Origin of the sequence: Mammaliicoccus sp. N-M50 (assembly GCF_022386995.1) — a bacterium.
GTDB classification, from domain to species: Bacteria; Bacillota; Bacilli; order Staphylococcales; family Staphylococcaceae; genus Mammaliicoccus; species Mammaliicoccus sciuri_A.
Map to the genome: position 1 here is coordinate 279,612 of NZ_JAJNJA010000003.1, position 13,283 is coordinate 292,894.

The following is a 13,283-nucleotide window of genomic DNA, read 5'->3' on the forward strand; positions in this document are numbered from 1 at the left end:
CTCCAAATGTTATAATTGTTCTCCATTACTTGCAATAACTTTTTTGTACCAATAGAATGAATCTTTTTTAGAACGGTCTAAGGTACCATGACCTTCGTTATCTTTATCTACATAAATAAAGCCGTATCTCTTTTTCATTTCGCCAGTTCCGGCAGATACTAAATCTATACAACCCCATGGTGTATATCCCATTAAATCGACACCATCTTCATCGACAGCTTTAATAAATTGTTCGATGTGAGTTTTTAAATATTCAATTCTATAATCATCATGGACAATGCCGTCTTCACCAAGTTCATCAATAGCGCCGAAGCCATTTTCAACAATAAACAATGGTAAATGATACATATCTGTAAACCAGTTCATCGCATACCTTAAGCCTTCAGGATCAATTTGCCATCCCCAATCTGAAGCTTGTACATAGTCATTTTTTACTAAATCACGTGTTTCAACATAATCATATTTATCGTTAGATTTTTCATGTGAAATTGCGAATGACATGTAATAACTAAAGCCAATGTAATCAACTGTGCCCTGTTTCAAATCTTCAATATCTTGATCTGTAATATCTAAATTGAACGATTTATCTTTGAAATACTGTGTCATATATCCTGGATATGCACCATGAACATGGACATCCGTAAAGTAATATCTCTTTTGCATCGCTTTTTGAGCCATTAAGATATCTTTCGGATTACAAGTTGCTGGATATACCGGACACATTGCTATCATACATCCTATTTCAAAGTCTGGATTAATGTCATGACCAATTTTTGTTGCTTGAGCGCTCGCAACCAATTCATAATGTGCTGCTTGATACATAATTTGTTCACGATTTTCACCAGGTTGATATTTCACGCCTGAGTTCGTAAATGGCGCAAAATCTTCATCAAAGTTAGATTGGTTATTAATCTCATTGAACGTCATCCAATATTTAACTTTGTCTTTATATCTTTCAAAACAAACTGTTGCAAATCGAACGAAGAAATCAATCACTTTCCTATTTCGGAAGCCACCATACTCAGTTACAAGGTGATAAGGTAATTCAAAGTGAGACAATGTTACAACAGGTTCAATCCCATACTTCAAACACTCATCAAACAAGTCATCATAGAATGCTAAACCTTGTTCATTAGGTTCTTGATCATCACCATTCGGAAAAATTCTTGACCATGCGATCGAAGTTCTGAAACATTTAAAGCCCATTTCACTAAATAATTGAATATCTTCTTTATATCGATGATAAAAATCAATCGCTTCATGGTTTGGATAATATTTACCTTCAATAACGCCATCTGTAATTTCTCGATGTTTCCCGTGAGAAGCTGCAGTCATAACATCTGCAACACTGATTCCTTTACCATCTTCTTGCCAAGCACCTTCAAGTTGATGCGCCGCAACAGCACCTCCCCATAAAAAATCCTCTGGTAGTTTTGACATTGTATCCTTCCTCCTTTAATCAAACATTTCTTAATACAATTTTATTGTAAACGTTTTCATAAACGAATAGCATATCGAAAAGTTCCGTAGTATTACGGAAGTCTTTTATAATAGGTAGATTTTATGCAGTTTTGGATGATTTATTGTGGTAATTTGGGCAGCAGATTAAAATGAGGTGAGGTTTTCGGGTCGATATTTTTATTTATCGGTCCATATTTCCCGTTTCTGGACCGATACTAACTTTCCAAACAAATATGAAGAGAGGATGAGACAGCCTACACTGTCTCATCCTCTCTTCATTCTTATTTATCTATTGATTGATCTTGCTATTCTAGATACTGTATGGCGTTGTCCTCTAATGGCTTTACTTAATGCATATATATTCTCAACTGGTGCTAATCCACCATATCCTGCATCACCTATATGTTGAATATCTACGCCTAATGTTTTATTTTTGATAGCTATTTCTCTAATTGTCGCCTCATCCGAACCTTCTTGTGATGTACCGATCGCACTCATCACTAGTGCGCCCTGTTTATGTGCAACTTGAACAGCTTCTCTCACTTCTTCTTCACTGACACCCCAAACTGTTCCTACTGCCGGCACTAATATAATATCTGCTCCAGCTTCTACAAAATTCGTTATCGCTTCTAAATTAACGACAGGCTCATCTACACCTGAACCGTGCATCTTACCAGCAATAATCAGCCCATTAAAATGAGATTTCCCTACTTTAATCGCTTCTAAAATATGATTGTTTGTAACACCAGTTGCTGGATTCCCAGTTAAACATACAAAATCAAAACCTAATTTTTCAGCTTGTATAAAAGTTTCTTTAGTTGCTTTTCTACCTGCAGAAATATCCAGTTTCACTTCTGCCATATTCGCTTGATCATCAACTGGTTCTAAATTTACGCCAATAGGTCTACCGACAAGTTTCTTTAAGTCTTGAACAGCATTGCCAGTCCCTTGATAAGCTTCATGGTATAGACCTTTAATTTCTGGTTCATTGACATCTAAAGCATTCAGTAAAATCATATCCGCTCCAAAAGCAGTGGCCATTTCCGCATTTGTAATATCTTGAACTAAAGCAGGCGTATGTACGACAACATTCTCACTAAGTACCGTTCTACCTTCACTCGCCTTAATACTTTGCTTCAATTCCTCTGATGTAAAGCTCAAAATATCAGACGTATTTGCACTAATTAATCGTTTAACCAAAATATTCACCCCTTCTTTTACTAACACAAACCAAAGATATATTTAAAAAATAACAAAGTCAAATTAATTTAAAAATAAAGTATTGAATAATTAATGTTGATTGCTATAATTTAAATGATATTGATTATCATTATCATATTTTTGGAGGGTTTAATTTATGAAAAGATTATTAGTTTTTTGCTTATGCTTATTATTTTTCTTGGCAGCTTGTAATAGCTCAGATACTAAAGAAAAGTCGTCAGAAACAAAATCGGATTCTTCATCTGATACTAAAGTATTTAAACAAGATGATGGTGAAAAAATCAAAATACCTAAAGATCCGAAAAGAATTGTCGTATTACATCCGACATACATAGGTGCATTAGTTGAATTTGGCCATAAACCTGTTGGCGTCATCGATTTTGTGAAACAAAATAAAACTTTATCTGATGCTACTAAAGGTGCAAAAATGTTAGGTCAAAATAATGTTGAAGATATTGCTAAAACAAAGCCGGATTTAATCATTACTACTAAAGAAGATAAAAACATTAATAAACTCAAAAAAATTGCACCAACTGTCCAAATGGATGCTATGAAATCAGACTACAAAGCTGCTACTAAAGAACTCGGGGAAATTGTAAATGAACAAGACAAAGCAGAAAAATGGATAAAAGATTGGGAAGAAAAACTTGAAAAAGATAAAAAATCTTTAGGTGATAAAGTAGACGGGAAAACTATTACAGTCCTACAATCAACACCAAAAGGTTTAACAGCTTTCGGTAAAAACTATGGACGTGGTACAGAAATTGTTTATGGTGGATACGGAATGACACAACCTGAAAAATTAGAAAAAGAAACAAAGAATGCTTATATGGCAACACCATCTGAAGAAGAACTTTCTGATTATACAGGTGATTATATTATCCTAGCAACAATGGGAGAAACACCACAATTCACACAAACAACTAACTGGAAAAACCTTGATGCAGTTAAAAACAACCATGTTATCGAATTAGATTTACAACAAACGCAATATAATGATCCAATTTCTCTAGAAAAACAAAGAGAAATCATTTTAAAACAACTAAAAGAAATGAAATAAAATTATACTGATCAACATGTTAAGCACACGTATAAAGTTGAAAACTTTTCAATTATACGTGTGTCTTTTTATAAATATTAACTTATTGAAGCTCTTTTACTCTTCTACTTTTTCTTTGCTTTTACTAATAGAAATGGCGGGAATTGTTTCAACTTATTGATACGTGCTTGATCATACATTTTAAATACTTCCTCAGACTGCCCGAGGTCTTTTACACATTGAATTTCAAAGTCATTTTCTATTAAATTATTGAAGATTGTCTCAATTGTATGATGATATTTATAAACATCCGCACCTAGCCAATTTGCTGAACGAGATGACTCATCAAAATAATGTTCCATTCGTAAAAATATACCTTTGTCATCTTCTAGTGCAACTTCGGGTTCTTTAGTGGCTGTTTGTATAGGATGTTCCATTGTAAAGAGTAACGTGCCACCATTATTTAATAGCTGATTCAACTTATCGGTGCATCTCTTAAAATCTTCAATATAATGAAACACAAGAGAAGATACGATTACATCATACGTTTCATTCGTCTCAAAACCCATAAATGATTCATGATATAACGTGACATTGTTAGTATTAAATTTTTCGCGACTTGCGTTAATCATATTGAGTGACTCATCTATTCCTGTAATATGTTTAGGATGTAATTTCAACATATGCGCAATTAAATGCCCCATACCACAGCCAATATCAAGTACTGTTTTGCCATTTAAATCTGGCATTAACCGCTTCATCTCAGGCATTTCAACGACTTCATTATAACTTAATGCATGATTTCTTTTTTGTTTATAGCCTTCAAAGAAATCATCTTGATCATAAATATTTGTCATTTTAACATCTCCCTTTTATTAAATTTAGTATAGCAATCATTTATATAAAAAAGAACCTGAGACCACCGTGGTCTCAGGTTCTTTACTTTAATGTGCTAACATTTCTTCTTTAACTTCGTCTTTAGATAATTTAGCTGGATAATAAGTTGGCCAGTTATCTAATTCTTTTAAGACTTTATCTTTATCATTGCCCGTGAATATATGGAAATGTGCAGCTTTTTTAGGATAAATATTGTGATCGCTAAATTGTACATATTTCGGTAAGTTATCGTTTGATTCACCTTTTAATTTAAATGTGTATCTTACGCCTCTATTACCTTTTTCATATTTTAAGATATCATAGCCATCGTACTCATATTCTCCAGTTGTTGTTTTGCCTTCTTTAGTAAAACTGATTTTATTGCCATCGATTTTGATGTTTTCGACATCTGTTTTATAGCCTTTATCATAATAAGCTTTATATTCTTTTTCAGACATTTTGCCATCTTCTTCAGCTTTATGTTCGAAGACTTCATCAAGTGTGCCATCTTTTAAATATGGATATACTGATTGCCAGTCACCTTCATAATCAGATAGTTTACGGTCTTTTACTTGTGAATCTTTGAAATACCCTTTTTCAATTGCTTTATCATGTGATGCAGCTTTCTTATCATCTTTTGTTGTAATCTTGTCGTTTAATGATTTTTCGATATTTTTAATATTTTCTTTCATTAATGACTGATATGAAAGGTCTTTTTCTTTTAATTGTTCTTTCGTTAAAGATTCCATATTATTAAACGTTAATGGCTTAGCATCTGTTTCTTTACGAATTGTGTCTGTAATTTTTGATGAAATATTGCTTTCATATAAGATGTATTTCGCATCTGTATCTTTAATTTCTTTAACAATTTCAGTTAATTCTTTTTGTGATGGATCTTCAGCATTCATACTTTGAACACCTTTTTGAACAAATCCATAACGATTTGCTAAGTAACCTAAAGATTCATGAGAGATAAATACTGTATGGCCTTCATGACCTTTAGTAGCATCTTTTAATGATTGATCGATATCCGATAATTCATTATTTAATTTTTTATAATTTTTCTCATAATCTGCTTTATGGTCTGGGTCTTTCTTAATTAATTCATCTTTAATTCCTTTGATCATTTCTTGGTCGATTTTAGGATCTAACCATACATGAGGATCAAATCCACCGTGGTGATGATGTTCATGTTCGTGTTCATGCTCTTCATGGTCTTCTCCATGTTCATGATGTTCATCTTCGTCATCATGATCTTCCCCGTGCTCGTGACCATGTTCATGTTGATCTGTTAAAAGTTCTGATTGATCCATACTATTTTGAAGTGATAATTTTTTATCATCTTTTTTAATAGTTGAGGCAATTTTCTTTGCTACTGGATCTAAATCATCTCCTGTATAAACAAATAAATCTGCTTTACTCGCGTTTAAAATATCTTTTTGCGTTGGTTCATAACTATGTAAATCTGTTCCTGCAGGATAAATTGATTCTACTTCTACATGCTTACCGCCAATTTGTTCTATAAAAGATTTCAATGGGTAAACTGTCGTCTTAATCTTTAATTTATCAGAATCATTATTTTTGCTATCTGTTTGATTACAGCCAGCTAATACCATACAAATTGCAAAAACAACTGTTAGTACCCCAATCCATTTTTTCATCTCGTACACTCCTTATACAAATAGTAACGTTTACGATTTAAAATTATATACGTATATTTGTTAAAAAACAAGACCTTATTTAGAATAATTTTTTATAGTCTGTTTATTTTGTTTAGTTGAAAACGCTTTAGTATAATGACATCAAGACATACATTAATTAAGAGGACGTGTTTAAATGTTACAAAATAGAAAAATCATCATGGATTGTGATCCTGGGCACGACGATGCTATCGCATTAATATTGGCTGGTGCTCAATCTAGTCCATTAAATATCTTAGCAGTGACAACAGTTGCGGGGAATCAATCAGTAGATAAGAATACAACAAACGCTTTAAACGTATTAGATATTATGAATAGAGGCGACATTCCTGTTTCAGTCGGTGCGGACAGACCTTTAATTAAGAAAGCTGCATTTGCTGAAAGTATTCATGGTGAAAGTGGCTTAGATGGTCCTGAATTACCAAAAGTTCCAAACTTAAAGCCTACAAACCAGCATGGTGTAAATGTCATAATTGAAGAAGTCTTAAATAGTAACGAACCTATAACACTCGTAGCAACAGGACCGTTAACAAATGTTGCGATGGCACTTATCCAAGAACCTAAAATCGCTCATAATATAGAAGAAATCGTCATTATGGGGGGTGGAACGTTTGGAAATTGGACCCCAACTTCGGAGTTTAATATTTGGGTTGATGCAGAAGCAGCGAAAAAAGTATTTGAAAGTGGCATCCCAGTTGTAGTATTCGGATTAGATGTGACGCATCAATTATTAGCAGATGATGCTGTAATTGAAAGATTTCATCAAATCAATAATCCAATTTCTCATTTCGTAGTTGAGCTCTTAAAGTTCTTTAAATCTACATATAAATCACAATTCGATATGGATGGTGGTCCTATTCATGATGCTTGTACAATTCTCTATTTGCTGCATCCTGAAATATTCACGTTACAAAAAACATTTATCCAAATTGAACATCAAAGCGACCTCACATATGGCACAATGTCTGTAGATTTGCATAATACTTATAAACAAGAACCTAACGCTTATTTCGCTACAGAAGTGAACGTAGACTTAGCATGGGACATCATGGAAAAAGCATTAAAAAGTTATGAATAAAAAATAAAAGGCTAGGATATCAATACTAACTCAAAATAAATAACAACTCATTCGACTGATTTATTCAGTAAAAGTGAGTTGTTATTTTTATAATCTACGATTTTGTTCGTGCATGCTTGCCTAGGGTATGGTTCGAGCCTGTAGTCTCTCACGCATACGATTCCCTCAGGCGTCCGCACTTCACAAAATCGTTATAAAATACCTTCTCTTTTATAGCATTATATGAATACAATCTATTTATACAAGTACACCTTCCTTTTTTTGTAAATTAATGATATTAATAGATTATAATTAGAATTTAACAATAAAGGAGCGTGTTACCAATTAACTTTTTAAAAACAAGAATATCATTTTGGATCAGTGTATTGTTGGGCTTCTTATTATTAATAGTTGCGTTTGCTAATTTAAATAGTAAATTTTTCACATCATTAATTTTACTATCGTTATCTCTATTTTTCTTAGCTGATATTAGGGAAAAAGAAAAATTCAATTTACTTATATCTATTCTTTTATTAGTATTTTCATTAATTTTATTTCTCATTACATATTTTTAAATAAAAAAAGGATGATAAACCTTATAACATTGTTTATCATCCTTACTTCTATATTCTTCTATTTAATCAACCACGTTATGCTTCTTCTTTCAACTCACCGTCTACCATTTTAAATACTTTATCACAGTATGATGTCAGTCTTTGATCGTGCGTTACGATAATACATAATTTATTTAATTCTTTTGTTTCTCTTCTCAATATTTCCATAACTTCTATTGCATTTTCTGTATCTAATGATGCGGTTGGTTCGTCTGCTAGTATAACCGATGGATTTGTGTAAAGTGCTTTAGCGATAGCCACTCTTTGTTTTTGACCGCCTGATATTTCACTTGGTAATTGGGTTAAGATTTTATCCAAACCGAGTTGTTTTAATAACCTTGTATGTTCTTCTTCATTCATCACGTCTTTTTTCACTTTTTTAAGTAATTCAAATTGTTGTTGCACGGTTAAAAATGGTATTAAATTACTCGTTTGTAGTATAAAGCCGATTTCTTTTAATCGAAGTTTAGATAATTGTTTTTCATTATATTGATTGATATTTTGACCATTTAAAGACACAGTACCTTCTGATGGTAATTGCAAGGCACCTGCCATTGTTAATAGCGTACTTTTCCCTGATCCTGATGGTCCAATAATGGCGACTAGTTCGCCTTTTTCTAATTTAAAGTTGGTTGATTTTACTGCTTCTATCGTTCTATTACCGTCTTTAAATGACTTTGTGACATTCTCAAATGCTAACATGTTTCCGCCTCCTAACTAATGACTTTCAATGGTTCTACTTTTCGTATACTTAATACTGAGAATAAACTACCTAAAATTGCGACGATAATAAGCACGATACCGTATAACAACATTGTTAAATAATCAAATTTAATAGGCACTGCTTCTGGTAAGAATGAACCTGTTAACACCGTTAATCCAAAGCCAATCAATGTACCGATTAAAGCGATAATAATCGTTTGGCTCATAACTGAACGCGCTAAAAAGCCATTCGTTAATCCTTGCGCTTTTAAGACACCAAATAAATTTCTCTTTTGTAACGTAATAATGTATAAGAATATACCAATAACCATTGCTGAAATCGCAAATAAGAATACAATCATAAAGTTTAGTGTTAAATTTTGCGCTTGATAGCCTGGTAATTTCGTAATAAATGATTCAATGTCATCTACTTCTAAATCTTTATTCAATTCAACATCTTTCCAATTTTTATCTTTAACGACAAGCGCATTAATCTTATCGCCTTTTAACATCGGATTTAATTTCCCAATCGTTTCATTATTTGTAAATAAAACAGGTGATGCATTAAATTTAGAACTTACTGAGAAACCGACAATTTTTAATTCTTCATCACTATTTGAAAGTGTTAATGTGTCCCCGATTTTAAATCCTTTTGTTTTTAAAGTATGATCTGCAACGACTTCATTATCTTTCTCAAACAGTTTGCCGTCTTCTATTTTAGGCATTAAGAAACCTTCTCCATCGATACCAAAGACCGTCGCATTCTCTTTGTTTTTACCGTCTGAAGCAATAACAGCCGTTTGCTTTAAGCCTTCACTTTTATCAAATTTGCCCTTAACATCATCTGTATTAATAGATGATTGTGCAACTGTTTGATTGGCATCTTTATTCAATACAATCGCATCTGCTTTCCATAAATCGACTGCTTCTCTATTCATATTCATCAATCCATTTGCTAACCCTGATAATAAGAATAAAAGATAGCTAATCATAACTAATACGCCAATAATTAGACCAAACTTCGTCTTATTTCGTCTCATTTCATTCCAAGCTAAAAACATACTTCCAGCCCTTTCCTGAATCTAAATTTTCTATTATTTAATTATAACATTATTATTTAATTATCTTAAAATAATAGCAGCATTGTATTTATAAAAACGTTCATGTATAATTGATAACGATTATCAATTAAGGAGGTGTCAAATTGGCACAAAAAGAAATTTGCATCATTGGTACGCCACATATTCGGTTAGACCAAAGCAATCAATATTTTTTAGAAACTTATCAACGATACTTAGAAGACGCTAAAGTCATTTTGAATAAATTACAGCAATACAATCCAGATTTAATCGCAATTGAATGGGATATTAAAAATAAAAATCAATTAGATAAAGACTTTAATCAACTATCCCGTAAACATTTACCGCTTCAACTGAACGAACATCATTTTTTAGCGATACCACTCGCATTGAAATTAAATTTACCAACTGTTATACCAATCGACAACAATCAAATGCAAACACGTAAGATTCGTGCATCATTTGCAGATGAATACCTTGAAAATGATAACCCTATACTATACCAACATTTAAACGAAGCAAAACAAAGTCATCAAAATAAAAAAGGACAAGATTTATCATTATATGAACAATTAACGGAATATCAGGATACAGTCATTCCTTTAGAACAAGTTTTTGCTATTCGTTCACTTGCAGATAGTCCAGGTATCGCCTTTTCACTTGAATGGTTAGAACGTAATCAATTTATGGCCAACAACATCATGAAAAATGCACTCAATCATGATAGAACAGTTGTCTTTACAGGTATGAGTCATGTCAGAATTTTAAAATTCATGATAGAATCAACAGGTTTATTTAAAGTCGTTCCATCAATAAATATATTAAAATAAAGGAGCATACATAATGAAAAAGTTACTTGTATTAATGGTCATCACACTTTTATTAGCAGCATGTGGTCAATCAAAAGAAACAAGTGATTCAGACAGCAAGAAAGAAACAGTTACAGTTAATCAAAAATATGAATTACGTGGTAAATATAAAGATGGAAGAGATGCAGAACAGAAAGATGAAAAAGTCAAAATCACGAAAGATCCAAAAAAAGTCGTTACATTTGATTACGGTGCAACAGATATCATTAAAGCACTCGGTAAAGAAAATAATGTAGCCGGTATTTCAATAGGTTCAAGCGACTCTATGCTACCTAAAGAATTAAAATCTTTTACGAAAGATAAATATACAAATGTCGGTGAATTAGGGAAACCAAATTTTGAAAAAATAGCTGAAATCGACCCAGATTTAATTATCTTTTCAAACCGTACAGCAAGCAGCGAAACATTAAAAGAATTTAAAAAAGCTGCCCCTAATGCATCACTTCTTTATATAGGTTCAGATGATAATGCCGTCGTAAAATCAGTATCAGATAACACGACGAAACTCGGAAAGATTTTTGGAGAAGAAAAGAAAGCTAAAGAACTTACAGATCAACTTAAAAATGAAGAACAAAAAGCTAAGAAATCAGTTAAAAATATAGATAACAGTGTCATGCTGCTACTTACAAGCCAAGGTGAATTATCAACTTACGGACCAGGCGGAAGATTCGGTGGCCTACTTTATGATCAACTTGGATTTAAACCAGCAGATAAAAAAGTTAAACCAAATCCACACGGCCAACCCGTCAGCTTTGAATATGTCGCTTCGAAAGATCCAGAAGTCATATTCGCAATGGATAGAGACGAAGCAACAGACGGAAAAGGCACAAGTAAGAAAGTACTAGGAAACGACGTACTTAAAGACGTAGATGCCATAAAAAATAATAACATCATTAACTTAGATGCAAAATCATGGTACTTCTCATCAGGTGGCATTAAATCCACTACGAAACAAATACAAGAAATACAACAAATCGCGAAAAAATTACAAGAACAGAAATAATAAGTGTGGATGGTGGTGTTGAGGTTGTGGCTAACTATCACTATTCGGAATTCTGGTAATTAGAATGCTCTAACTTCCATTATTCTGAATTCTGGTAATTAGAATGCTCTAACTTCCATTATTCTGAATTCTGGTAATTAGAATGCTCTAACTTCCATTATTTCGAATTCTGGTAATTAGATGGACGCTCTCTTACGGACATTTCTCAGAATTCTGTCCCTTACAGCACTCGTTACGGACATTTCTCGGAATTCTGTCCCTTACAACATACAAACTTCGTCATCTTATACGACAAAAAATGCCACTGGCTCCTGCCAGTGGCGTTTTCCTTTATCTTTTCTGTTTCACTTTCATAATATATCCGAACAATCCGATTCCCCACAATAGAAATAGCGGATCCCACACGAATGCTTGTCCGAAGGTTGTAAAATAGTTATGACTCTCGATTATTTTACACATTTTTAATATGCCAATTATCATGTTTAATCCACCATATATCATTAGAAAAATACTGCCTATTAAAGATATGATATATATTTTCTTATCAAAATGATTGGTTAATGTTAATGGCACGATGGTCGCTAAAAATTTAAACACACCTATTAATAACAGCCCGATATTAATCCATATTCCAAACTGTGCACTTAACGTGAAGACCCATGAGCCAACTGTTATGAGACCCGCTTCTCCACCAAGTCCCCAATACAATGAAAATAGTGCATGCACACTTCCTGCTATGATAAATAATGATATATACTTTTTCATTCAATCACCTATTATAATCATAAATTTTCTGCGATATATTTTTTATATTTCGATAACTTGTATTGTATTTTTAATTTCAGTTGCTAAATCAGTCGTTCGCCACTCTCTTTGATAACCGAGACATGGACATATATATTGAATACCACTTTCTTCTATTATATTACGGAAATGAACATGCCCCATAATGCTGTACTTGATTGGGTATGCTTCATAGAACTTATCAAAGTCTGATGTACCTATAAATGCATTAAAATAATCAAATATTCTATGTGGCATTGGTACAGCAAATTTTCGATTGGTCACAATATGCGTCATTAATATAATATTTTTATCTTTCACCTGTTCTAAATCATTTCTCACGGATTCTGCAGCTAATCGCGACATTTCTAAGTCTGACTTACCCCAATCGATATGTTCTTTATCTAGCCATGTAGAGCCGTAATATTTTCTACGTTCTAACCTTTCCAAACTAAATTTGTTTTGATCTGCAAAGCTATAATCATACCATCCACTATGCCCGACAATCGCCCAATCTTCATTCACAATATATGGACTTGCTATAATACTTTCAGGTTGCGCTTTATAATATTCAAAAATTTCATAAGAACTTTTTTCTTCTTGATCTTTTTTCCAATAATCATGATTGCCTGGTATAAACAGCACTTCAACTTTAGAATGACGCTTAACATTTTGAACAAACTGCATCGTTTGTAAATAATGATTTGAAACATCACCTGCTATTAATAAAAGGTCTAAATTCAAATGTGTAATTTCTTGCGCTAAAATATATTCAAAATCTTGAGGATAGTAATCTTTACTTCTATCAATATGCAAATCTGAAATGGTACCAATTCTCATATGCATGACCTAGCTTTCTTTAAAATAACGTTGTATATC

Annotated in this window: 12 protein-coding genes; 4 read left to right on the plus strand and 8 right to left on the minus strand. The window is 32.6% G+C overall.

All coding sequences use genetic code 11. The features are described from left to right. Positions 1-9 precede the first annotated feature (9 nt). Positions 10-1,440 (minus strand): 6-phospho-beta-glucosidase, encoded by a 1,431-nt coding sequence (locus LQ622_RS07105; RefSeq protein WP_204189427.1) that lies wholly within the window; start codon positions 1,438-1,440, stop codon positions 10-12. Positions 1,441-1,746: 306 nt separating this feature from the next. After that, positions 1,747-2,661, minus strand: coding sequence for a DUF7916 family protein (locus tag LQ622_RS07110; RefSeq protein WP_204255822.1), 915 nt, complete (start codon positions 2,659-2,661; stop codon positions 1,747-1,749). Between the two features lie 157 nt (positions 2,662-2,818). Here LQ622_RS07110 and LQ622_RS07115 point away from each other — a divergent pair, with 157 nt between their 5' ends. After that, positions 2,819-3,742 carry an ABC transporter substrate-binding protein gene (locus LQ622_RS07115; RefSeq protein ID WP_159315845.1) on the plus strand — a complete coding sequence of 308 codons (924 nt, stop codon included), beginning with the start codon at positions 2,819-2,821 and terminating at the stop codon, positions 3,740-3,742. 104 nt (positions 3,743-3,846) lie between these two features. Here LQ622_RS07115 and LQ622_RS07120 read toward each other — a convergent pair whose 3' ends face one another. Next, entirely contained in the window at positions 3,847-4,578 is a 732-nt protein-coding gene (locus tag LQ622_RS07120; RefSeq protein WP_239763446.1) for a class I SAM-dependent DNA methyltransferase, read from the minus strand. Between the two features lie 87 nt (positions 4,579-4,665). Beyond that, positions 4,666-6,258: a zinc ABC transporter substrate-binding lipoprotein AdcA gene (gene adcA / locus LQ622_RS07125; RefSeq protein ID WP_159315847.1), complete on the minus strand. Its 1,593-nt coding sequence runs from the start codon at positions 6,256-6,258 to the stop codon at positions 4,666-4,668. 175 nt (positions 6,259-6,433) lie between these two features. Here adcA and LQ622_RS07130 point away from each other — a divergent pair, with 175 nt between their 5' ends. After that, positions 6,434-7,375 (plus strand): nucleoside hydrolase, encoded by a 942-nt coding sequence (locus LQ622_RS07130; RefSeq protein WP_239763444.1) that lies wholly within the window; start codon positions 6,434-6,436, stop codon positions 7,373-7,375. Positions 7,376-8,004: 629 nt separating this feature from the next. Here the strand turns inward: LQ622_RS07130 and LQ622_RS07135 are convergent. After that, complete coding sequence (locus tag LQ622_RS07135) at positions 8,005-8,670, minus strand: ABC transporter ATP-binding protein (RefSeq protein ID WP_239763438.1); 666 nt, start codon at positions 8,668-8,670, stop codon at positions 8,005-8,007. 11 nt (positions 8,671-8,681) lie between these two features. After that, complete coding sequence (locus tag LQ622_RS07140; protein WP_227531897.1) at positions 8,682-9,731, minus strand: ABC transporter permease; 1,050 nt, start codon at positions 9,729-9,731, stop codon at positions 8,682-8,684. Positions 9,732-9,874: 143 nt separating this feature from the next. Here LQ622_RS07140 and LQ622_RS07145 point away from each other — a divergent pair, with 143 nt between their 5' ends. Both LQ622_RS07145 and LQ622_RS07150 read left to right on the plus strand, forming a co-directional pair. After that, the gene (locus tag LQ622_RS07145) at positions 9,875-10,579 is read left to right on the plus strand and encodes a DUF5694 domain-containing protein (RefSeq protein WP_239774851.1); all 705 of its coding nucleotides are present in this window, start codon (positions 9,875-9,877) and stop codon (positions 10,577-10,579) included. 13 nt (positions 10,580-10,592) lie between these two features. After that, positions 10,593-11,621, plus strand: a complete 1,029-nt coding sequence (locus LQ622_RS07150; protein ID WP_239774853.1) for a siderophore ABC transporter substrate-binding protein — start codon at positions 10,593-10,595, stop codon at positions 11,619-11,621. Between the two features lie 330 nt (positions 11,622-11,951). On the opposite strand, the gene LQ622_RS07155 is transcribed toward LQ622_RS07150, so the two are convergent. Next, positions 11,952-12,386, minus strand: a complete 435-nt coding sequence (locus LQ622_RS07155) for a DUF3995 domain-containing protein (RefSeq protein ID WP_204258154.1) — start codon at positions 12,384-12,386, stop codon at positions 11,952-11,954. A 42-nt stretch (positions 12,387-12,428) separates the two neighbouring features. Then, the gene (locus LQ622_RS07160; protein ID WP_025905726.1) at positions 12,429-13,244 is read right to left on the minus strand and encodes a metallophosphoesterase; all 816 of its coding nucleotides are present in this window, start codon (positions 13,242-13,244) and stop codon (positions 12,429-12,431) included. Positions 13,245-13,283 lie beyond the last annotated feature (39 nt).